The sequence below is a fragment of the Streptomyces sp. NPDC001532 genome, assembly GCF_040298625.1.
In the GTDB taxonomy this organism is placed as follows: Bacteria; Actinomycetota; Actinomycetes; order Streptomycetales; family Streptomycetaceae; genus Streptomyces.
The window spans coordinates 50,512-72,563 of record NZ_JBEPAL010000015.1; the positions used below are offsets into that span (position 1 = coordinate 50,512).

General features: G+C 71.2%; 21 protein-coding genes. 15 read left to right on the top strand and 6 right to left on the bottom strand.

Annotation, left to right across the window (positions count from 1 at the left end; all coding sequences use genetic code 11):
• The first annotated feature begins 680 nt into the window (after window positions 1–680).
• The 3 genes from ABT232_RS16385 (at window position 681) to ABT232_RS16395 (ending at window position 2,961) form a co-directional block, all read left to right on the top strand.
• Window positions 681–983, top strand: coding sequence for a hypothetical protein (locus ABT232_RS16385; protein ID WP_351840578.1), 303 nt, complete (start codon window positions 681–683; stop codon window positions 981–983).
• Between the two features lie 189 nt (window positions 984–1,172).
• A complete protein-coding gene (locus tag ABT232_RS16390) occupies window positions 1,173–1,721 on the top strand; it encodes a hypothetical protein (RefSeq protein WP_351840579.1) in 549 nt (182 codons plus the stop codon).
• A 277-nt stretch (window positions 1,722–1,998) separates the two neighbouring features.
• Entirely contained in the window at window positions 1,999–2,961 is a 963-nt protein-coding gene (locus ABT232_RS16395; protein ID WP_351840580.1) for a restriction endonuclease, read from the top strand.
• Window positions 2,962–2,977: 16 nt separating this feature from the next.
• On the opposite strand, the gene ABT232_RS16400 is transcribed toward ABT232_RS16395, so the two are convergent.
• On the bottom strand, window positions 2,978–4,030 hold the full coding sequence (locus tag ABT232_RS16400) for a LacI family DNA-binding transcriptional regulator (protein ID WP_351840581.1): 1,053 nt from the start codon (window positions 4,028–4,030) through the stop codon (window positions 2,978–2,980).
• Between the two features lie 304 nt (window positions 4,031–4,334).
• Between ABT232_RS16400 and ABT232_RS16405 the strand changes: the two genes are divergently transcribed.
• The 4 genes from ABT232_RS16405 to ABT232_RS16420 all read left to right on the top strand — a co-directional run bounded on the left by ABT232_RS16405 (window position 4,335) and on the right by ABT232_RS16420 (window position 9,461).
• On the top strand, window positions 4,335–5,699 hold the full coding sequence (locus tag ABT232_RS16405) for an extracellular solute-binding protein (RefSeq protein ID WP_351840582.1): 1,365 nt from the start codon (window positions 4,335–4,337) through the stop codon (window positions 5,697–5,699).
• Window positions 5,700–5,720: 21 nt separating this feature from the next.
• Entirely contained in the window at window positions 5,721–6,668 is a 948-nt protein-coding gene (locus ABT232_RS16410) for a carbohydrate ABC transporter permease (RefSeq protein ID WP_351840583.1), read from the top strand.
• Window positions 6,669–6,670: 2 nt separating this feature from the next.
• Entirely contained in the window at window positions 6,671–7,570 is a 900-nt protein-coding gene (locus ABT232_RS16415) for a carbohydrate ABC transporter permease (protein WP_351840584.1), read from the top strand.
• 67 nt (window positions 7,571–7,637) lie between these two features.
• A complete protein-coding gene (locus tag ABT232_RS16420; RefSeq protein ID WP_351840585.1) occupies window positions 7,638–9,461 on the top strand; it encodes a glycoside hydrolase family 2 protein in 1,824 nt (607 codons plus the stop codon).
• Window positions 9,462–9,517: 56 nt separating this feature from the next.
• On the opposite strand, the gene ABT232_RS16425 is transcribed toward ABT232_RS16420, so the two are convergent.
• The 3 genes from ABT232_RS16425 to ABT232_RS16435 all read right to left on the bottom strand — a co-directional run bounded on the left by ABT232_RS16425 (window position 9,518) and on the right by ABT232_RS16435 (window position 12,460).
• Window positions 9,518–11,263 carry an RICIN domain-containing protein gene (locus ABT232_RS16425; RefSeq protein WP_351840586.1) on the bottom strand — a complete coding sequence of 582 codons (1,746 nt, stop codon included), beginning with the start codon at window positions 11,261–11,263 and terminating at the stop codon, window positions 9,518–9,520.
• Window positions 11,264–11,301: 38 nt separating this feature from the next.
• Window positions 11,302–11,544, bottom strand: a complete 243-nt coding sequence (locus ABT232_RS16430; RefSeq protein WP_351840587.1) for a hypothetical protein — start codon at window positions 11,542–11,544, stop codon at window positions 11,302–11,304.
• A 115-nt stretch (window positions 11,545–11,659) separates the two neighbouring features.
• The gene (locus ABT232_RS16435) at window positions 11,660–12,460 is read right to left on the bottom strand and encodes a CAP domain-containing protein (RefSeq protein WP_351840588.1); all 801 of its coding nucleotides are present in this window, start codon (window positions 12,458–12,460) and stop codon (window positions 11,660–11,662) included.
• Window positions 12,461–12,903: 443 nt separating this feature from the next.
• Here ABT232_RS16435 and ABT232_RS16440 point away from each other — a divergent pair, with 443 nt between their 5' ends.
• From ABT232_RS16440 to ABT232_RS16450, 3 genes are all read left to right on the top strand, one after another.
• Window positions 12,904–13,545, top strand: coding sequence for a hypothetical protein (locus ABT232_RS16440; RefSeq protein ID WP_351840589.1), 642 nt, complete (start codon window positions 12,904–12,906; stop codon window positions 13,543–13,545).
• A gap of 500 nt (window positions 13,546–14,045) precedes the next feature.
• Entirely contained in the window at window positions 14,046–14,456 is a 411-nt protein-coding gene (locus ABT232_RS16445) for an ATP-binding protein (protein WP_450872136.1), read from the top strand.
• Between the two features lie 96 nt (window positions 14,457–14,552).
• Window positions 14,553–15,050: a hemerythrin domain-containing protein gene (locus tag ABT232_RS16450; RefSeq protein ID WP_351840591.1), complete on the top strand. Its 498-nt coding sequence runs from the start codon at window positions 14,553–14,555 to the stop codon at window positions 15,048–15,050.
• A 179-nt stretch (window positions 15,051–15,229) separates the two neighbouring features.
• Here the strand turns inward: ABT232_RS16450 and ppk2 are convergent, their stop codons facing one another.
• The gene (gene ppk2 / locus ABT232_RS16455) at window positions 15,230–16,258 is read right to left on the bottom strand and encodes a polyphosphate kinase 2 (RefSeq protein ID WP_351840665.1); all 1,029 of its coding nucleotides are present in this window, start codon (window positions 16,256–16,258) and stop codon (window positions 15,230–15,232) included.
• A gap of 97 nt (window positions 16,259–16,355) precedes the next feature.
• On the bottom strand, window positions 16,356–17,201 hold the full coding sequence (locus ABT232_RS16460) for an RNA polymerase sigma factor SigF (protein ID WP_351840592.1): 846 nt from the start codon (window positions 17,199–17,201) through the stop codon (window positions 16,356–16,358).
• Between the two features lie 193 nt (window positions 17,202–17,394).
• On the opposite strand from ABT232_RS16460, the gene ABT232_RS16465 reads away from it, so the two are divergent.
• The 5 genes from ABT232_RS16465 (at window position 17,395) to ABT232_RS16485 (ending at window position 22,050) form a co-directional block, all read left to right on the top strand.
• Window positions 17,395–18,390, top strand: a complete 996-nt coding sequence (locus ABT232_RS16465) for a hypothetical protein (protein WP_351840593.1) — start codon at window positions 17,395–17,397, stop codon at window positions 18,388–18,390.
• Between the two features lie 14 nt (window positions 18,391–18,404).
• The gene (locus ABT232_RS16470; RefSeq protein ID WP_351840594.1) at window positions 18,405–19,556 is read left to right on the top strand and encodes a hypothetical protein; all 1,152 of its coding nucleotides are present in this window, start codon (window positions 18,405–18,407) and stop codon (window positions 19,554–19,556) included.
• Window positions 19,557–19,709: 153 nt separating this feature from the next.
• Window positions 19,710–20,642, top strand: a complete 933-nt coding sequence (locus ABT232_RS16475; protein ID WP_351840595.1) for an SDR family oxidoreductase — start codon at window positions 19,710–19,712, stop codon at window positions 20,640–20,642.
• A gap of 131 nt (window positions 20,643–20,773) precedes the next feature.
• Complete coding sequence (locus ABT232_RS16480; protein WP_351840596.1) at window positions 20,774–21,508, top strand: helix-turn-helix transcriptional regulator; 735 nt, start codon at window positions 20,774–20,776, stop codon at window positions 21,506–21,508.
• Window positions 21,509–21,540: 32 nt separating this feature from the next.
• Complete coding sequence (locus ABT232_RS16485) at window positions 21,541–22,050, top strand: DUF3291 domain-containing protein (RefSeq protein WP_351840597.1); 510 nt, start codon at window positions 21,541–21,543, stop codon at window positions 22,048–22,050.
• The last annotated feature ends 2 nt before the right edge of the window (window positions 22,051–22,052 follow it).

Genomic DNA, 22,052 nt, shown 5'->3' on the forward strand with positions numbered 1-22,052 from the left:
CAGCTGCGGGCCGCCGGCGACAACCGTGCCGTGCGGGCCGGCTTCGCCCTCCCGACTCAGGAAGGCGTCAACTTCGCCAAGCCGAGCGAGTGGGTGACCGCAAAGTCCTCCAGCAGGCCGAAGTCGTCATCCGTGATCGCATACACGACCCGGAACATCCAGCGGACCGATCCGCTTCCGGAAACGGTTCCGGAAACAGTGACCGCTCCGGCGACGAACACAAATCCGGGCCTGATCAAGAGTTTTGTGTATCTCGGATCCGGAATCGTGGTCGGCGCCGGTACCGCCGCGGACGATGTCATCGGAATCGGAAATGGCAGACGATCCGGTCGGATTCACGATATCCGGCGCCCTGATAACCAGGGGGCTGGCCGGCATCTTCGGATAGCCTGGAATGAGGTAGCCTGTGCGGCCCGAGCGGTCATCTGCTTCACCGACCGCTCGGGCCGCATTCGGTCCGATACGCAGCGGGAAATGGGAGTTTCCATGGGAATGTCGATCCGATTGCGCCGCGTTGACGCTTCCGAAATGGAACAAGGTGTGGAGCATCTCGAACGAGGCTTTGCCGCAACCCTGAAGAACTGCAAGTGGCAGCAGGAAACCGATGCGGGTGTCCTCGTCGACCTCGGCGATCCTGGCAGTTCGTCAACGGCGCACTGGCCGACGGCGATCAGCATCCGGTGAGTGGTCCCGAATCCCTGCCCGTCTTCGGCGGGGCCTATCTCGCCAGCGTCGGCGCACCGCAGGACGCGATCATCGTCCTGCAGCCCGACGAAGTGAGCGCTGCTTACGATTTCCTCGACGGCATGGATTTCGCCGCGTTGCTCCAGCGGGAATCCGACCGAGCGAAGCGCCGCTTCGGCGCGGGGATCCCGGAATGGTTGATGAACGGCCTTCTGGAGAAGCTGGAAAGGCTGCGCACCTTTTACGGGACCGCGGCGGCCGAGGGACAGTGCGTGGTCAAACGGGTCTATGCGGGGTGAGACGCGCAACATCGCGGCGCGGGGGGCTCGGCTGACATCCGCCTGGACCTGGAACCTGGACCTGGAACCCTGGGTGTACGTGCAGGTGATCAGGGGCTCTCACGGCGAGGTGCCGTGTCTGGCGCCGGCCCGCCGGGGCGCTGCGGCGGGATCATGGGAGGGAGCGGCGGAGTCGACGCGGGAGTTGCGGTGCTGGGATTGCTGGGTTTCTACGACGAGCTCGACGACCGTCCCGGCCGGCCGAACGGATCCATACGCGATGCCGTCCGGCCCGTGGGAGAGCCGGACGAGGCGGCTCTGGTGGCCTACCTGGACGCCGGCCACATCCTCATCGACGTCATGGAAGGCGGCCGTGACGTCATCACCGGGCGCGCGCACCGCCACTCGCGGGGCTGCTCGTCGCTGGTCACCGACGGCACCTGGCTCTGGCGCCGGGACTTCCCGCACTACGTGGAGACGCACCACGTCCTGCTCCCCGAGGCGTTCATCGAGCATGCGCGCGCGATGAAGCACCAGATGCCGCCCCTCATCACGGCCCGGTTCGCTCACCACTACAACGAGACCATGCCGCTCGTCGGCTGGGCCTCGGCCGTCCCGTGGCGATCGACCGCGGCCGTGCTCCCGCCCGAACCACGAACGGTCACCAGCAAGGCCCAGTTCGACGCGGCGATGGCGGCCCAGGAACGTAACCGTCCGCACGGCAGGTGGGGCAAGCCTCGCAAGGCCAGGAGAGCATGAGTCCGCTCCAGCCGGTCAGGGTCTCCGCCGCCATCCTCAGCCGGGCAGACATCTGGTGACCGAGAAGCCACTCCCCTACCCGGACGGGCGGGCGGGCGGTGCGCGACGGGACGGGCGTACGCACGGCCTCACCTACGCCCTACGCGTCCTTGCCCAGGCGTACGCGGCGCATCCCGCCCATCGCCACCAGGAATGGCGCCCGTAGGACGCCAACCGACGTTCACCGACGGCACCGCGGTGCACTGGCTGTCGGTGGCTGGTGCCATACTCCGTGCCCGTGAGCAGCACGAACAGTGGTCCTGGGCGGCGCGCGGGCAGACCCGCGGCGCGGCAGATCCAGACGTGGCAGACAGCGGAGCACAACGCTGCGGCGTGGATGCGGCATTGGGGCTTCGAGGATGCCCGTGCGCAGCCCGGAGGTGCGGACGGCGGGGTCGACGTGGTGTCCCGGCGGGCGCTCGGTCAGGTGAAGTTCCAGGCCAGCGCGGTGGGACGACCGGAGTTGCAGAGGCTTTTCGGGGCACGGGGCAAGGCCTTGGACAAGCAGTTGCTGTTCTTCACCGGCAGCAGTTACGCGGCCACCGCGGTGGAGTACGCGAGAGAGAACGACATCGCCTTGTTCGTCTACGGACTGGACGGAGCGATGCGTCCGGTCAACGGGATCGCCCGCCGCATCAGCGCGGTGCCCTCGGCAGGCACGTCTTCGGCAGGCACGTCTTCGGCGGTTCCCGCTGCGGTGCGGGATGCACCCGGACGTGGCGTCGTCCAGGACGGCGCGCCGGCGAGGCCCCGTCCGGCGTCGGCGTCCGCGGCTCCGCCTCACAAGAGCGCCGGCCGTACCGCGGTGATCGCTTTTCTGGTGATGGGTGCGCTCGGTGGGCTTGTGTCAGCGGTGGAGGGCCTGACCGGACACTCGCTCACGAAGGAGGACAGCGCCGAGGCGTCCGCCGGGCCCAGGGACCTGGGGACCAAGGGGTTCATGGAGTACGCGGCGGCTCACGGCTCCGCCGAGGAGCGGGACGCCGTCCGGCACGTGGTCCGGATCGAGGCGGTCGACTCCCCTTACGAGAAGTTCGAGATCCACACCGACTATCCCCGGACCGCCGGCGCCTATGCGGAAGGCCGAGCCATCTCCGCGGTGTTCAGGGCTTACCAGCGGGCCAGAGACGCTGATGGCGGCGGCCGCATAGCGGTGTACGGCGCCGATGCTTCGGTGCCTCTCGCCTACGCCGTGTACTGAGATGTACTGAGCCGCGTCAGCGCCCGTCGGCCCCCTCGGTGCTCTCGCGCAGGACGAGGCGGTGGGGCACCAGGAGGTCCTGCGGGGAGCGGTCGTCGGCCGGTGGGCCGGCCTCGGCGTCGCCGGCCGCCGCCTCGTCCATACGGCGTTGCAGGAGCTCGACGGCGACCTGGGCGACCGCGGCCTTGTCCGGTGCGACCGTGCTGAGCGTCGGCACGCTGAACCGGCCGCCCTCGACGTCGTCGAAGCCAATGACCGCGATGTCCTCGGGCACCCGCACCCCGTGCTCGTGCAGTGCGCGCAGCGCGCCCAGCGCCAGTTGGTCGTTGAGGCAGAGCAGCGCGTCGGGGCGGGCACCGGCGCGGAGCGCACCGGTCACGGCCTCGGCGCCGTCGGGCATCCGGAACGAGGTGACGGGCAGCAGGGCGGCCGGATCGAAGGGGATGCCGGCCGCGTCGAGGGCGGCGCGGTAGCCGCGGGTGCGCGCCTCGGCCGTACCGAGGCCGGCGTCGTCGCGGCCTCCGACGGCGAGGATGGTGCGGCGGCCGAGGGCGATCAGGTGCTCGGTCGCCTCCCGGGCGGCCTTCTCGTTGTCGATGGCGACATGGTCGGCGCCCTCCTCCAGCAGTTCCCCGAGCAGCACGGTCGGCGGGGCGCCGGCGCGGTCGCGCAGGTCGTCGGCGGTGAGGGCGAGCGGGCTGAGGATGACCCCGTCGACGAAGGTGGAGCCGAATCCGGAGAGCGCCGCCAGTTCGTGGTCGCGGTCCGCTCCGGTCTGGTGGATGAGGACGGTCAGGGAGCGCTGCTCGGCCTCGCGGATGACGTGCCGGGCGAGTTCGGCGAAGTAGGGGACGTCCAGTTCGGGCACGACGAGGGCGATGATGCCGGTGCGTCCCCTGCGCAGGTGACGGCCGGCCAGGTTCACCTTGTAGCCGAGTTCCTCGATGGCCTCGCGGACCACGCGCCTGGTGCGGTCGGAGACGTGGGTGTAGTCGTTGATGACGTTGGACACCGTCTTCTCGGACACCCCGGCGAGGCGTGCGACGTCCTTGATCCTGGGTCGTGCCACCGTGGCCTCCCACCTCCCTGCCCCTTGGCGCTGCCGAGTGTATGTCGCGGCAGGGCGCGGCATCGCGCGGCCCTGGCGGTGGCCCTGGTTGCGGCCGGTCCGGGCGCCCGGCCGCCGAGCTGTCCGATCGCTGGTTCCCGGCCTTTCGTCCCGGGCTCTTTACAGCCAATGTACATCGATGTAAAAACTAGCCACCGCACCGTTCCAGCCGGTGCGCCTCCCTCGCCCCCCGCACGCGGCGGACCGCTCTCCCCGGCGTCCGCCGCAGGTCAGGCGTGGGTGTCAGGCCGTCGAAAGGTCCGTGATGTCTTCGCGTTCCCCCGCCCCAGCAGCAGCCCCCTCGTCCGCGCCGGTCAGCGGCCTCACCCGCCGCCGGCTGCTGCGGCACGGCACGGCCGCCGCGGGCGCGCTGCTCGCCGCCGGGCCGCTGTCCGGCTGCGCCTCACCCGCGTCGGCCTCCGGCGCCTCCTCCCTGAGCGTCTGGGACCTGTTCCAGGGCGGCGACGGCATGCTGATGGACGACATGATCAAGGCCGTCTCCGGCGGCCCGCGCGGCTTCGAGATCGAGCGCACGATCCTGGACTGGGGCCCTTCGTACTACACCAAGCTGGCCATGTCGGCGGCCGGCGGACGCGCCTCCGACGTGGCGGTGCTGCACCTGTCCCGACTCGCGGGTTACGCGCCCGGCGGTCTCCTCGACCCCTTCGACCTGGATCTGCTCGCCGAGTTCGGTGTCACGCGACGGGACTTCGCGCCGGCGGTGTGGAGCCGGACGCAGCACGAGGGGACCGTCTACGCCGTCCCGCTCGACGTCCACCCGTTCATCGTGTTCTACGACAAGGAAGCCGCCGACAAGGCCGGTCTCCTCGACGCCTCGGGAGAGCTGGCGCCGATGGGCTCCCCGGAGGCCCTGCTGGACGCCGGCAAGGCGCTCGCGGACGCGACCGGGAAGTCGGGCATCCTCTTCGGCCACGTCACCGACACGGCACAGAGCTGGCGGCAGTTCGCCGCGCTGTACGCGCAGACCGGTGCCGCGTTCACCCTGCCCGACGGCGGACCGGCGGAGATCGACATCGATGCCGCCGTACGCGTCGTGACGTTCATGCAGCAGCTGTTCGACGGCCGCACCAACCCGAACAACCTGGACTACAACGGCGCGATGGCCGGGTTCATCGGCGGCCGCGGTGGCATGGTCATGTTGGGCGAGTGGGAGCTGCCGACGCTGAAGAAGTCCGGTGTCCCGCTGGGCGCCGCGCCGTTCCCGCAGGTCTTCGGCAAGCCGGCCGTCTACACCGACAGCCACAGCTTCGTCCTCCCGCACCAGGAGAACCCCGACCCGGCGCGCCGCCGCGAGGCACACCGCTACGTCGCGGCGCTGGTCAAGCAGAGCCTGACCTGGGCGAGCGCCGGCCACATCCCCGCCTACCAGCCGGTCCTCACGGAGCCGGAGTACGCCGCCCTGGACCCGCAGTCCTCCTACGCGGACGCCGCCGAAGTGGCCGTGCTCGACCCGCCGAACTGGTTCGCCGGAGCCGGCTCCAACTTCCAGAACCGGATGTGCCAGCCGCTCCAGTCGGCGCTGCTCGGCAACACCACCGCCGAGAAGGCCGTACGTCAGATGGTCCGCGAGGCGAACACGCTGCTGCGGCAGCCCAACCCGGTGGCCTGACCAGCAGAAGGAGTGACCCGTATGACCACCACCGCACCTCCCGGCGCCGACGCGCGCCCCGCTTCGGGCACCCCACGCCCCGGCCGCCGCCTCACCGGCAAGACCGGTCCGCGCACGTCGCCGGGGTCCGGGCTCGTCTTCGTCCTGCCGTTCCTGCTCGTCTTCGCGCTGTTCCTGGTGTGGCCCATCGTGCAGGGGCTGTGGATGAGCTTCACCGACAGTTCGCTGTCACTGCGCGAGACCCGCTTCGTCGGCCTCGACAACTACACCGAGGCGTTCGGCGACCCCGATGTGTGGAGCAGCCTCGGCAACACCGTCCTCTTCACCGCGATATCGAGCGTCCCGCTGGTGCTGATCGCGCTGGCGATGGCCCTGCTGGTGCACAGCGGGCTGGCCGGACAGTGGGCCTGGCGGCTGGCGTTCTTCGCGCCCTACCTGCTGCCCGTGACCGTGGTGACGCTCGTCTGGGCCTGGCTCTACCAGCCGGACCTCGGCCTGGCCAACCAGTTCCTCGGCACGCTGGGCCTCGACCCCGTCGGCTGGCTGTCCGACGAGGCCGTCGCGATGTGGTCGGTGGCCGCGCTCACCGTGTGGTGGACGGTCGGCTTCAACTTCCTGCTCTACCTCGCCGCGCTCCAGTCCCTGCCCTCGACGTACGACGAGGCCGCGGCGCTGGACGGTGCCGGAGCGTGGCGGCGCCTGTGGTCGGTCACCCTGCCGCAGCTGCGCCGGACCACCGCGCTGGTGGCGATGCTCCAGGTGCTCGCCTCGCTGAAGGTGTTCGACCAGATCTACATCCTCACCAAGGGCGGCCCCAACGGCTCGACCCGCCCGGTGCTGGAGTACGTCTACGACGTCGGCTTCACCGGCTACCGGCTCGGCTACGCCTCCGCCGTCTCCTACCTCTTCTTCGCCCTCGTCATCGTCGTCTCGCTCGTGCAACTCCGCCTCTTCCGCCGGGAGGACTGACCGTGTCCGTCACCGCAACGCCCCCGCGCCCCCGGCGCCTGCCGCCCCGCGCGGCGACCGGCTCCCCGCTGCTGCTCGGCCACGGCCGGCTGCCGCGCGTCCTGGCCGGAGCGGCGCTGGCCGTCCTGGCGGCCGTATGGCTGGTGCCGTTCGTGTGGGCCATCGCCACCTCCGTGCAGGGCGAGCAGGACGTCGCCACCCCTGGTCTGTCGCCGTTCAAGGGTGCCTTCACCATGGCGGCCTACCGGCAGATCCTGGAACGCGGGAACGTGTCCGTCTGGGCCTTCAACAGCTTCCTGATCGCCGCCCTGGTCACGGTGATCACGGTGGCCGTCTCCACCCTCGCCGCTTACGGCTTCTCCCGCGGCACGTTCCGCGGCCGCCGGGTCCTGCTCGCCGTGACCGTCGCCGCCATCATGGTCCCGCCGCAGCTGCTGGTCGTGCCGCTGTTCGAGCAGATGCTGCTCCTGAACATGGTGGACACCTACGCGGCGGTCGTCCTGCCGCAGGTCGTCGCGCCGATGATGGTGTTCATCCTCAAGCGCTTCTTCGACGGCATCCCGAAGGAGCTGGAGGACGCGGCCCGGCTGGACGGCGCCTCCGAGTTCCGGGTCTTCACCTCGATCGTGCTGCCACTGTCCCGGCCGATCGTCGCCGCGGTGGCGATCTTCGTCTTCATCGGGGCGTGGAACAACTTCATGTGGCCGTTCATCGTCACCAACGACCCGGACCTGATGACCCTGCCGGTCGGGCTGGCCACCGTGAAGGACGCCTTCGGCATCCAGTACGCGCAGTCCATGGCGTCCGCGCTGCTCGCGGCGCTGCCGCTGATCGTGGTGTTCCTCCTCTTCCAGCGCCGCATCGTCGACTCCGTGGCCACCACCGGACTCGGCGGATCCTGACCTCACCCCTCGCCGTACTCACCGGACCGGCGCCCGTGCGCCGGTCCGCCGATCGACTGGAGCATGTGTGCCCACTCACTCCGTACCGCGCCCGGAGTACCCGCGACCGCAGTTCGTGCGGCGCGACTGGCTGAATCTGAACGGCGCCTGGCAGTTCGAGACGGACCGGGGGGACAGCGGCCTCGAACGCGGTCTGCTCGGCCGTGAACTGCGCGACGAGATCCTGGTGCCCTTCCCGCCCGAGTCCGAGCTGTCCGGCATCGGCGACACCGACTTCCTGGAGGCCGTCTGGTACCGGCGCGCCCTCACCCTGCCCGCCGACTGGGCCGGCCGCCGCGTGCTGCTGCACTTCGGCGCGGTCGATTACGACACCACCGTCTGGGCCGACGGCAAGGAGGTCGCGCGCCACCGCGGCGGTTTCACCCCCTTCACCGCCGACCTCGGCGACATCGCCGGGAGCGGCGAGGAGGTCGTCATCACCGTGCGTGCCCGCGACCCCAAGTCGGGTCCGCAGGCGCGCGGCAAGCAGGCGATCAAGTACGCCAACCACGACTGCAACTACACGCGGGTGACGGGCATCTGGCAGACCGTCTGGCTGGAGCCGGTGGCCGAGCTGCACCTGCGGCGCCCGCGCATCACCCCCGACCTCGCCGGCTCCGCCTTCCACCTCGAACTCCCGCTGTCCGGCAACCGGCCGGGCCACCGGGTGCGTGCCGTCCTCAGCGACGGCGACGGCGAGGTGAGCCGCGCCGAGGCCCGCGCCGACCTGGACCTGGCCCCGCGTCTGCACCTGCCGGTGCCCGAGGACCGGCGGCGCGAGTGGAGCCCCGCCGACCCGCACCTGTACGACCTGCGGCTCGAACTCCTCGACGCGGACGGGCAGGTCGTCGACAGCGCCGAGAGCTACGCGGGTCTGCGCGCCGTGGGCCTGCGCGGCAAGGCCGTCCTCATCAACGGCCGCCCGGTCTTCCAGCGCCTGGTCCTCGACCAGGGCTGGTACCCCGACGGGCTGATGACGGCGCCGACCGACGAGGCGCTGGTGCGGGACATCGAGCTGGCCATGGCGGCCGGTTTCAACGGGGCCCGGCTGCACCAGAAGGTGTTCGAGGAGCGTTTCCTCCACCACGCCGACCGCCTCGGCTATCTGGTCTGGGGCGAGTTCGGCGACTGGGGCTGCGAGACCGGCGGTTCCTCCGGCGACAACCAGCAGCCCGACGCGTCGTACGTCGCCCAGTGGCTGGAAGCCCTCGAACGCGACTACTCGCACCCCTCGATCATCGGCTGGTGCCCGCTCAACGAGACCTACCAGAAGCTGCACGACCGCATCACCCAGCTCGACGCCGTCACCCGCGCCATGTTCCTCGCCACCAAGGCCATGGACACCACCCGGCCGGTCATCGACGCGTCGGGCTACGCCCACCGGGTGGCGGAGACCGACATCTACGACGCCCACAACTACGAGCAGGACCCGGAGGCCTTCCGGCAGCTGATGGCTGGGCTCGCCAAGGACGAGCCGTTCGTCAACGCCTACGAGAACGGGGCCGCGTACTCGCTGCCCTACGCCGGACAGCCGTACTTCGTCAGCGAGTTCGGCGGCATCTGGTGGGACCCCGAGGCGGCGGCGGCCGAGTCCGGCGAGGACCGCACCCAGTCCTGGGGCTACGGCGAACGCGTCCGCGACGAGGAGGAGTTCCACGCTCGGTTCAGCGGCCTCACCGAGGTGCTGCTGGGCGACCGTGACATGTTCGGCTACTGCTACACCCAGCTCACCGACGTCTTCCAGGAGCAGAACGGCGTCTACCGCTTCGACCGCGGCCTGAAGCTGGACGTCGACCGCATCCGGGAGGCGCAACTGCGTCCGGCCGCGATCGAGGAGCAGGACCAGGAGTAGCGGTTCCGGACACCTCGCGGCGCCTCCCCGGCCGATGCCGGGGAGGCGCCGCGTGCTCAGACCCGCTGGAGCCGCCAGATCTGCGGCTGAAGCCCGTTGCACGTCCACTGCTGGACGTTGCCGCCGGGTGCCCGCGAGCCCTGGGCCACGTCGAGGCACTGACCGCTGGACCTGGATATCAGCCGGTAGTAGCCGCGGCCGACGTTCACCGGCCGCCAGTCCTGGGCGGCGGCCCCGTTGCAGTACCACTGCCGGACGTTCGCACCCGGTACGGAGGACCCGTTCTCCACGTCCAGGCAGTGACCGCTGTTGCGGCCGGTGAGGGTGAAGTGGCCGGTGCCGCGGGCGCGCAGCGTCCAGTCCTGCGGGCCGAGGCCGTTGCACGTCCACTGCTGGACGTTGCCTCCGGGCGTGCGCGAGTCACCGGTGACGTCCAGGCAGTGGCCGCTGTTCGCGTTCACCAGTCGGTAGAGCGCGCCGTCGACGACGCCGGCCGCGTCACCGCTGCCGGTGAGGCCGCCGGTGGCGAAGTAGGCCCGGCAGACGGTGCCGTCGAAGTCGGTGGCGATCTGGAGCAGCCGCTGTCCGTCGGCCGACGGCAGCAGCGGGGAGCTGTAGTTCTGGCAGTAGTTGACCTGCGGGTCCGTCACGGTCACCGGCGACGGGATCTCGTACCACGGCCCGGAGCCGTTCTCCGTGTTGGCGAGGACGGTCCGGCCGCTGTCCGCTGCGGGAGTGCCGTCGCGGTTGAGCAGACGCTGCCCGATCAGCAGGATCCGCCCGTTCGCACCGCCGTCCGGCGCCGGAGCCCAGGCGATGGTGGGCGCGGCGCGGAAGTACTTGCCGTCGACGGTCTCCGGCCGGAACCCCAGGTCGGTGGGGTTGCCCCAGTTCCAGCCGTCCGAGGAGGTCCGGTAGTGCACCACGCACTGGTACTGGCCGCCAGGGTTGCAGATCTCGTAGCTCATGAAGTACGTGCCGTTCGGCAGCCTGCGCACCACCGGCATGCCCGGCCGGTCGGCCGACGGGGCGCTCGCCACGGTGTCGTGCCGGCCCTCCCAACGCACACCGTCGTAGCTGCGCGCGGCGACGAGCTTCTGGCTGTGCGTGGGTTCCGTCTCATCGGCGTAGTGGCAGACCAGCGCGCCGTCGGCGGCCACCGAGAACTCCGGTTCCCACAGGCCGCCCGTGCCGTCGGCGACAGCGCACGCGGACAGGTACGACCAGGTGCGTCCCACGTCGTTGCTCCGCCAGATCCGCAGCGCCATCCGCCGGTTCGTCTCGTCCTGTCCGGCGGAGGCGGCCCAGAGCAGTGTGCCGGCCGGCAGCGCGCCGACCTGCCGGGGCAGCTCGAACAGCGTGGCGCAGCACAGGCCCTGACCGGCCGCGGACTCGGGATCGACGACTCTGCCGACCTCGCGGAAGCTCGCCCCGTCGTTCGTGCTCTCGTGGATCGCGCCGACACCGTTGTCGCCGTCGAAGGTGACGACACTGGCGAGCACGCGCCCGTTGGCCGCACCGCTGTGCGCGAGCCGGATCGCGCGCGGGTACAGACCGGTCCCGTCCCGCAGCGGCGTGCCGGTCGCCGCCACGGCGGCGGGGGACGGGGTGGAGGACAACGGGGAGGACATGGCAGCGGGCGACGCGGAGGGTGAGGTGCCGGGTGACGTGGTGACGCCCGCGGCGGCCGGCCCGGCGAGGGCCAGGGCCAGCAGGGTGGCCAGGCCGAGGATCACCGGGCGCACGAGGGCCTGGGCGTGGGCGCGGGCGCGGGCGCGGGCGGATAACGAGCGGAGTCTCATGGGGGCTTCCCTTCCTGGGGGACGAGATCCGCGTCAGGTTAGGACCGCTTGTACATCGATGTAAACAGCGGGACGGTTCCGGCGGCCGAGACGGCCGTACCGGCGACGGGATGGCTGTTGATCCGGCCGACGAGACGGGAGCCGAGGTGAGCGCCGATACGGGTGGCGACGGCGACGGGCAGGATCAGCGATCCGGTCCGCAGCGGGCTGAAGCCGCGGATGTGCTGGAGATGATGCGACCCGGTACGGCAGGCGCGCCACCGTCGCACCAACACGCCCATCACTCAGACCGTGCTTGGTCCGGGCCGTGCATCCACAGCGGGGTGGGGTCGTGGACACGGCCCGCCGGCCACCACCCCACCCATCCCCTCGCGGCCCGGGACTACCCGCCGTGGCTCACCGGGCGGTGCCGAAGTCCTGGGTCCAGTAGGAGCCGGGCTGGGCGAGGCCGACGCCGATCTCCTTGAACGCGCAGTTCAGGATGTTGGCCTTGTGGCCGGGACTGTTCATCCAGCCCGTCATGACCTGCTCGGGCGTGGAGTAGCCGTAGGCGACGTTCTCGCCGTAGGTGCTCCAGATGTAACCCGCGCGCGTGATCCGGTCACCCGGAGAGGATCCGTCGGAACCGGTGTGCGACATGTTCCGGTGGGCCGCCATGTCCTCGCTGTGCGCCTGCGCGGCCTTGGTCAGGGTCGCGTTCGGCTTCACGGGCGAGCAACCGGCCTTGGCGCGCTCGGCGTTGACGAGTTCCACGATGCGAGCGGTGGTCCCGGACGCCGTGGTGGTGGCCTGCGGTGTGCTGGGCGAGGAGGGGGTCGCCGAGGCCGTGGGCTTCGGGGCGCTGGTGGTGGGGGTGCTGGTGGCCTTCGGGGCGCTGGGCGTGGCGGTCGCCTTGGGCTTCGGCGCCGCGGGCTTCGGGGCGGAGGGGGTCGCGGTCCGCGACGGCGTCGGCGTCGGCTTGCCGGTGTGCCGGTGCCCCTTCCAGCGGTCCTGCCGGTCCTCGCTCTTCCGCCAATCGCCGTCGGCGTCGTTCCATCGATCGCCGGCCACGGTCTTCGCGGCGCTGCCGGGCCGGCTTCCTTCGCTGTCCTGCCAGTCGCCGCAGGCCACGGCCACCGACGGAACGGCCACGGTGGTGACGGCGACGGCGGCGATGACTATGCGCCGGTCGTACCTCTTCTTGCGATGCTTGCCCATGCGAGACCTCACTCGGTATTCGCGGAGCGCTCCCAGGGCGGCTCGCTCCACGCCGACTCCGCTCCTGAACTGCGGAGACGTCCTGCGGGTCGTCATTCTTAGAAAAGCCTTGTCGGCAGGGCAAAGGTCGCATCTACTACCTCGGGTCGTAGAGCGGGCCACCCTTGCCGGGCGCCTGGCGATGTGCTGGTGCGGCTCGCGGACGCCCGCCACCGACCCCACACCTCGTCAGGAACCTTCGGCTCTCGCGAGTCGGGCTCGATCGCCGGGTGAGCGCCGCGAGCGCAGGGACCGGCGCACACTACGTCGTCATCAAGCCGGACAAGTCGCTTATGTCGCCGGAGCGGCGTCTACTAACCGGCAGGGTCATTGGCGAGAGCCCATGTGACGGATGTCACGGGCGCTGCGGGTCGTGCGGCCGCGGCCACACTACGGTGACAGTCATGCACATGAAGAACAGCATGGCTGCGGCGCTGGTCGGTCTCCTTCTCCTCACCGGCTGCGGCTCCGGCACGGACGAGGACTCAGCGCGGCCACCGGCCTTCCCGCAACTGCCGCAGAAGATCGTCAAGCCGGTTCCGCAGCCCACCGGTCTCATGGACCTGTCGCCGCCCGAGGGTGCCGCGTTCCACGAGCAGGTCGCCTTCGGCCTGCGGGTGAAGATCCTCGACATGGCGAGCACCGCCGGAACGACCACCGCCCGCTGCCCTGCCGACCTCACGCTGAAGGACGGCGCCGAGGCGGTGTGCGTGAGCACCTTCGAGGGCCTGGAGGTCGAGTGGGACGTCCTCGTGGGCAGATCGACGGACTCGTACGGAAACGCCAGGCGGTGGAGCGCCGAGCCTCGGATGGGGATCCTCACCCGGGACGGCGCCGCCAACGCCGTCTACGGCTACTACCTGCCCGACTCCGTGCGCTGCAGCGACATCCCCGCGGCCGTCCTCGTTCCCATGCACCGCAAGACGGAGTACACCTGCCAGACCGTGGAGGGCGGCAAGGCCGGCAAGCCGATGCCTCTCGAAGTCGGCCTCGTGGGGCCGTGGTTCACGTGCCGGGCGCGGGAGCTGCACGCCTGCGTCCGCTGAGCGCGCAGTCGGTCGCCGGCCGGGTGACGGGGCTCCGCCGACGGCCCGCTGCGCCGTTCCTCCGTGTGCCACCGGGACGGGGTGTGCCACCTGGGACTCTGCCGGGCGCGCCGCCGGGACTCCTCCGGGTGCGCCGCCGGGACTCCTCCGGGTGCGCCGCCGGGACCTTGCGCGCCGGCACGGCAGAGCCGCCTCGATGCGGAGCGGGCCCCAGCAGTCGTCGCCGCCACTGCCGGCCCAGTCCGCCGCGACATGCGGGCCCTTCGGGAGGAAGCTGGAGGCGGGCTTCCCGTTCTGTGACATCCCCCGAGCCAGGACGGGAAGCCCTCACTTGCCCAGCGCGCCCGGGCACTTCGGCGCGATCGCACGGAGGCCGGCCACCCGCACCGAGAACCGGTGCCGCAAGCCGGGCCGTCGCACACCGCGTCGAGACGCGGGCAGCGGGTACCCGCGGCTCAGCAGGACCCTACCGGGGGAGGTTTTCCGTGACCGATTCATCCATGCGGGCAGTGGGCTGGGCGCGCTCACTGCCGGTGAGCACCGGCCCCAAGGCGGCCCGCGACTGGGCCCGCGATCATCTGCGGGCGCTCGGCTGGACCGACAGCGCCCCGGGGACCGTGGACGACGTACTGCTGGCCGTCTCCGAGCTGGTCACCAACGCTCACGTCCACGCCCACTCCACCGCCCGGCTCGTGATGACCTGGGACGGCCGGTGTCTGCACATCACCGTGCACGACGACGACGCCGCCTCGCTGCCCGCGCCGCGCGAACCCAGCCGCGACGGCCTGGGAGGACGGGGCATGTTCCTCATCGACGCGCTGGCCGACGACTGGGAAGCGCGCCCCTGCCCCGACGGCAAGGCGGTCACCGCCTGCTTCTGCCCGCCGGACACCTCGCAGGACGCCCGCTGATCCGCGCTCCGAAGGCCGGCCGGCCCGGTACGTCTCAGCTGCGGAAACGCGGGTATCCGCGAGACCGGACACCGTCACCGCAGTAAGGAGAGTCCTGTGTCGTCCACCGACGTGGTTGAGCTGATCTTGCAGGACCACCGCCGTATGGAAGACCTCTTCCGCGTCCTGCGCAACGTCGAAGCCGACCGTGCCGCCGCTCTGGAGGAGTTCGCGGACCTGCTCATCGCGCACGCCTCGGCCGAGGAGGACAAGGTCTATCCCGCCCTGAGGCGCTACAAGAACGTCGACGGCGAGGACGTGGACCACGGCGTCCACGAGCACCACGAGGCCAACGAAGCGCTGCTCGCCCTGCTGGAGGTGGAGGACACCGCTTCCGACGAGTGGGAGGACAAGCTCGAAGAGCTCGTCACGGCGGTCAATCACCACGCGGACGAGGAAGAGCGCACCCTTCTCAACGACGCCCGTCAGAACGTCGCCGACGACCGCCGGGCCGAGCTGGGGCAGGCGTTCCGCGAGGCTCGTGCGGAGTACCTGAAGTCCGGCTGCGGCAGGATCGAGAACGTCCGCAAGCTGGTGGCCGCCGCCGACGACTGATCCGTACGGCGCCACGGGCCGGCCCGGCGCCACAGGCCGGCCCGGCGCCACAGGCCGGCCCGAGCTCACGTCAGCCATGCCGACGGTCACGTCCGTCGTGCCGACGACCTACATCAGGTACGCCGACGACCTACGTCAAGTACGCCGTCGGCCTGCCTCAGGCACGCCGACGGTCTACGTCAGCCCTGCTGACCAGGATGAGTCCCCGGCCCGCGGCGCCGGCCGGTCAGCGGCGTGGGCGAGAGGTCGGCCGCTTCCTCACCGGCCTCCAGCAGCGTGTCCGCGGCGCCCACGATCAGCGGGTCGGGCTTGCCGACAGCGGCGTGATCCTTCGCCGGGTAGTCGCAGCGGTCGAGCAGACTGCGCATCGCCTCCAGACGGCCCCGCCGCTTGTCGTTGTTCTTCACCACCGTCCAGGGCGCGTGGCTGGTGTCCGTGGCGCGGAACATCTCGACCTTGGCCGTCGTGTACTCGTCCCAACGGTCCAGTGAGTCGAGGTCGGTGGGGGACAGTTTCCAGCGGCGTACGGGGTCGACCTGCCGGATGGCGAAACGGGTGCGCTGCTCGGCCTGGGAGACAGAGAACCAGAACTTCACCAGCATGATGCCGTCGTCGGTCAGCATCCGCTCGAACATCGGCGCCTGGGCCAGGAACTGGTGGTACTCGTCGTCCGAGCAGAAGCCCATCACCCGCTCGACTCCGGCGCGGTTGTACCAGGAGCGGTCGAAGAAGACGATCTCCCCGCGGCCGGGCAGATGCGCCACGTACCGCTGGAAGTACCACTGGCCCGCTTCTCGCTCGGTCGGCTTCTCCAGCGCCACGACACGGGCACCACGCGGGTTGAGCCGCTCGGTGAACCGCTGGATGGTGCCGCCCTTGCCGGCGGCGTCGCGTCCCTCGCAGACCACCACGATGCGCTGGCCGGTGTCCTTCACCCAGTGCTGCATCTTCAGCAGCTCGATCTGCAGGATCCGCTTCTGCCGCTCGTAATCGGCCCGGCGCACCTTGTGGTCGTACGGGTGGTTCTCCCGCCAGGTCTCGATGTTGGTGCCGTCGGCGTTGAGCAGGATCGGCCGTTCCGGCCGCTGCTCGTTCACCCGCAGGCCGTCGAGCAGTTCCTCCTCGGACGCGCCCGCCTCGCCGTCCGACGCCGACGCCGACCCCGACGGCGCCTCGTTCCCCTCGTACTCCTCGTACTCCTTGCGCATCACGGAAATCCATCTCCTACCTACTGCGTCTGCGGAGGCCGGAACCGGGCGCGCGCCCGTCGGCAGGATCTCCCGCTTCGGCCCGCGGCGCGGCCGCTCACCGGGTGGTGAGCATGCCCTGCCGCAGCCGCTTGAGCGTGCGTGACAGCAGACGCGAGACGTGCATCTGCGAGCAGCCCAGACGCTCTCCGATCTGTGCCTGGGTGAGCTCCTCGACGAACCGCATGTGGATGATGCGCCGTTCACGCTCGTCCAGATCGGCTATCAGGGGCGCCAGCGCGTTGAAGTCCTCCACGAGTTCGAGCGCCGGGTCCTCCACGCCGATGAAGTCCTGAAGGGCGCTCTCGCCGTCCTCGCTGGTGCTGATCGCCGCGTCCAGGGAGGAGGAGTCGTAGCCGTTGGAGGCCAGACGTGCTTCGCGCACCTCGTCCTCGGTCAGGCTCATCAGCTCCGACAGCTCCTTGACCGTGGGGGTACGGCCCAGACGGCTGCGGAGTTCCTCGGTGGCGCGGGCCAGGTGGACACGGGCCTCCTGGAGCCGGCGCGGCACGTGGACCGCCCAGGTGGTGTCGCGGAAGAACCGCTTGATCTCACCGACGATGTAGGGGACCGCGAAGCTGGTGAACTCCACCTCACGGGTGAGTTCGAACCGGTCGATCGCCTTGATCAGGCCGATCATGCCGACCTGGACGATGTCCTCCATCTCCTCCGGCCCGCGGCTGCGGAACCGGCCGGCCGCGAAGCGGACCAGGGACATGTTCATCTCGATCAGCGTGTTGCGGGCGTACTGGTACTCCGGCGTGCCCTCCTCCAGCACCGCCAGCTGATCGAAGAACACCCGGGACAGCTCACGGGCGTCCTTCGGCGCCACCCGTGCGGGGTCAGCGACCTCCGGCAGGTTCGGCGTCTCCGTCTTCGTGGTGGCCACTGTCACCGGCGCCATGGCGCTTCCCTCCCCAGTCCTGCATGCGAACGACCCGGTGCGGGCCGACAACGCCCGGCTACCCCGGCACCCAGGGTTCAACCAGTGATCAACGATCGAGTCTCGGGGCGTCCGCCGGTGAAGACCGGAGGCGGCGCGACGTGGCCGGACCTCATGTGTCACGATCTTCCCTGACATCCGGGGGGGTGATCCAATGGCAGGCGATATCGCGCTGCGGCCGGTGGTGGATCCGGCGCTCGAGGACGAGGAGCGAGGGCTGCTGGCCCGGGCCGAGCAGGGGTTGCTGCCGGCGAGCCTGCCGCTGCCCGCCGCGCCCCGGTGGGGCGGGCGCACTCCGGGCGACGCGCTGCTCGCCGTACCGGCCGCGACGCTGTGCGGCTTCCTGCCGGTCGTCGGAGTGCCGCTGCTGCTCCGCAACAGGCCGGGAGCGGTGGCCGGGGTGCTGGCGCAGGCCGGGGTGCTGGCGGCGCTGTGGTGGGGCGGACTGAGCGCGTTCCTGCTGACGGGGACGGGTCTGCAGCTCCTTTCCTGGCTCGTCCTGTTCGGGGCCGGCTGCGGGATGGACGAGGTGCAGCGGCTGGCCCGGCGGCACCACGGCCACTACTACCTCCCCGAGGACTTCGGCACCTCGACGCTGCGCCCTCTGGTCGGCTGCTCGCTGCGCCGTCAGATGACGCGTGCGCAGGTCGCCGTCAGCACGGTGCTGGAGTCGGAGGTCAACAAGGCAGGGCTGCTCGACGAGGTCGCCAACGCCGTCACGCTGCCCGCGCAGGAATGGGAGATCGCCCAGGCGCTGGCCGAGCTCACCCGGCTGGCGAGCCAGGTCCACGCCGTCGCCGGGGAGTCCACCACCAGTGCTCGGGTGCTGGAGGTCCTGGAGCCGCAGAAGCAGGCGCTGCGGCTGTCGGCCGGGGCGCTCATGCAGCGGGTCACGGCGCTGGAGGAGTACGCCGAACACACCCGGGCCGCCGATGCCGCCTATCGCGACTGGCAGGCCGTGCAGGAACTCGAGGAACTCAGCGACGACATGCGGGAGCTGCTGGCGCGGACGGTCCGCGACGAACTCGCCGTCGCCGAGATCGAGGGGCTCGCCGACCGGGCCCGGCTGGAGGAACTCCAGCGCAGCCTCGGCGAGGCCCGGCAGGCGGGGCTCGTGCTGGCCCAGCCCGGCGACAGCGCATCGGCATGAGGGGGACGGACGACATGCGGGAGAACACCGGTACACCGCACGCGCCAGGCGCGACGCACACCACGGACGCCCCGGGCACGGCGGCCTCGGGAGGTGCCCTGTCCAGCGCCGGGCGCCGCACGTTCGGCCGTGTCCCCGGGCCGCTGCTGGCACTCGGCGCCCTTCTGACGTGCGTCCAGATCATCCTGATGATCGTCACGCTGGGCGGCTCCCCGGACGACGGGAAGCCGGGCGGGGCCGCCGGCCCGAGCGACGACGGCAAGGTCGAGATCACCTACATCGTGACCGGCGACCGACCCTCGGCCGACATCAGCTACACCACCCCCGAGGGCAGCGAGAACCACGACGCCACCGTCCTGCCGTTCCGGATGAGCTTCGACTTCGAACGCGACGCCTCGCTCAGTCTCCAGGCGCAGAACCGCCACCAGCACGGGGCGGGGAAGGTCATGTGCACCATCCTCGCCGACGGCGTCGTCGTGAAGCAGTCCAAGGCGAGCGGCGAGTACGCGAGCGCCCAGTGCTCCGGCACCGCCGGTGCGGACGAACCGCTGCCCGGCGTACCGGTCCCGTCGCTCACTCCTGGCGCCGCTCCGCTGCCCGACGAGGTGCGGCTCACCGACGTCGTCGACGTCGAGCGGTACCCGGGCAAGGGCTCGCCGGTCCTCGGCCGGGTGAGCGACCCCGACGCGCGCCTCTCCTACGCGGAGCTGGGCGGCAAGTGGAACAGGAGCCGGGCGACCGATCCCCTGCTCGACGGCTTCAACCGCAAGCAGAGCTTCGACACCGAGGCGACGTGGGAGGCGACCGTACGCTCCGGCCTGGTCGACGGTGACCTGATGGAGCAGGCCACCGGGTCCGAGCCGCTGCGCAAGCTGGCCGCGGCGGTCCAGGACGAGCGTCAGGAGTACTCGTTCGTCGACGGCGAGACCCACGGACGGGACATCGCGTCCCAGCCCCTCACCGTCGACGGCCACAAGGCGTGGGTGCTGATCCGCGAGATGCACTTCCGCAAGTACGGCGTCAAGGCGAACATGGATCTGTCGACCGTCGTCGTGGTCGACACGGGCCGTCCGCGTGCCTCCGTGCTCTGGATCGATCTGCCGGAGACGGAGAACGACCTCCGGCCGGACATCAACACGTTGATCGACTCGCTGCGGGTCGGCTGAGCGGTCCGGCCGCCGCCCCCGGCCACGGTCCCGTCGCCCCCGCTCACGGCGGTATCGGGCGCGTGTGGCCGGGGTGCGAGCCGGTGCCTTGTCGTGTTAGCCGTTGTCGGTGAGCCGTTGCTCGCTGTGGCCGACGAGGACGAGGACCGCGACATGAGCCGACCTGGCGTACGCAAGCCCGACCACGACATCGTGCTGCGGGGCCGCGTCGCGGTCGTCACCGGGGCCGCCCGAGGGGTCGGCGAGGCGCTCGCCAGGCGCCTGTCCGAGGCCGGGATGCGGCTCGCGCTGCTGGGCCGCGAGGAGACGTCACTGCGCCGGGTGGCCGCCTCCCTGCCGTCACCCAGCGTCTGCGTCGAGGCGGACGTCACCGACGATCTGGCGCTGGAGCGCGCCGCACGGCTGACCGAGGCGGAGCTGGGCCCGGCCGGTGTGGTCGTGGCCAACGCCGGTATCGCGATCGGCGGGCCGTTCCGGCAGACCGAGGCGGACCTGTGGCAGCGCGTGATCGACGTCAACCTGGTCGGAGCCGCCAACACGGCAAGGGCCTTCCTTCCCCAGCTCACCCGCTCGGGCGGCTACTTCCTCCAGATCGCCTCCACCGCCGCGTTCGGCTCCGCGCCCATGATGAGCGCCTACTGCGCCTCCAAGGCGGGTGCGGAGTCCTTCGCCCGGGCCCTGCGCGGCGAGGTCGAACCCGACGGCGTCACGGTCGGCATCGCCTATCTGCACTGGACCGGCACGGACATGATCAGCGGCATGGACGACCACCCCGTGCTGCGCGCTCTGCGCCGGAACCAGCCCTGGTTCGCGCGCCGCGTCCACTCCCCCACTCAGGTGGCCGAGTGGCTCACCACCGGTATCGCACACCGCGCCCACCAGGTGTACGCGCCGCCGTGGCTGCGCTGGTGCCAGCCGCTGCGGCCCGTCTTCCCGGCCCTGGTCGCCCGGGCCACCCGGCGTGAACTGCGGGCCCGGTCCACCACGGATCTCGGAGGCGACGTGGGAGTCCTGGGCGCGGGCGGGCGGGCCGACTGGGACTCGTTCCGCTCCGCCCCGCCCTCTCCCCCGCCTTCGCACGAGTGAGCCGAGACCGAGCGGAGACCGAGGCTCACCGGGACCTGAGCGGGACCTGAGCGGGACCTGAGCGGGGCCTGGGCGGGACCGGCAGACAGGTCTCTTCTATCTCCAACCTGTGTTGTTCCTAGAATGGCCAGGTGAAGGACATCGACGCGATCGCGGTACTGCAGGATCCGGTGCGACGCCGGCTGTACGAGTACGTGGCGGCGCAGGGCCGCGAGGTCGGCCGCAACGAGGCCGCCGAGGCGGCCGGAGTGACCCGCACGCTCGCCGCGCACCATCTCGACAGACTGACCGAGGCGGGGCTGCTGGAGAGCGGCAGCCGCCGCCTGACGGGGCGCTCCGGGCCGGGGGCGGGCCGGCCCGCCAAGGTGTACACGCGGGCGCGGGCCGAGCGGTCGGTGTCGCTGCCCGCCCGCGACTACCGCACCGCCGCCGAGCTGCTGGCCGAAGCCGCCGAGGCGGCCGGGCTGGACGCCGGGCTCAACGCGGCCGCGCACCGGCGGGGCGAGGCCCTGCGCGGCTCGGAAGCACCCTGCGCCGGCCTGGACGAGGCCATGCAGATGCTGGCCGCCCGCGGCTACGAACCACACCTGGAACCGGCCGACGGTGCCGAGGACGTCCAGGACACCGAAGTCACGGCAGGCGCGACGGGCAGCGCGGCGGCGACCGGGCCGGCCGCGCAGGTCGTCCGGATGCGCAACTGCCCCTTCCACGCCGTCGCCGAGCGCTTCCCGCCGCTCGTCTGCGGTATGAACCTCGCGCTGCTGGAGGGCCTGCTCGGCACGGACGGTCCCGTCCGCGCCCGTATGGACGCCAGGCCGGGAGAGTGCTGCGTGGTGATCGAGAGTTCTAAAAACAATGGCGATTGACATAGAAAAGCGGGGCGTGCTGGGATGAGGTCATGACCGCATCCACGCATGCCGCCCACCTCGCCCAGCTGAACATCGCGACCCTGCTCCACCCCTTCGACGATCCGCGCATCGCCCCGTTCGCCGAGATGCTCGACTCGGTCAACGCCGCCGCCGACGGCGCGCCCGGCTTCGTGTGGCGGCTGGTGGAGGAGGGGGCCGCAGACGCCACCGGCCTGCGCCCGGCGGGCGAGAACGTCATCGTCAACCTGTCGGTGTGGGAGACGCGGGAAGCCCTGTGGGACTTCACCTACCGCAGCGGGCACCTGGAGGTGATGCGGCGTCGGCGCGAGTGGTTCGAACGGCACGTCGAGGCGCACCTCGTGCTCTGGTGGGTCCCCGCCGGCCACCTCCCGACCGTGCGGGAGGCCCTGGACCGGCTGGCCGACCTCCGGGCGCACGGGCCGTCCCCCCGCGCGTTCACCTTCGCCGCCGCCTACCCGGCGGACGAGGCCGCCCTCGGCGCACGGCCTACGCCGGCCGGGGACGCGGCGGCGGTGTAGTG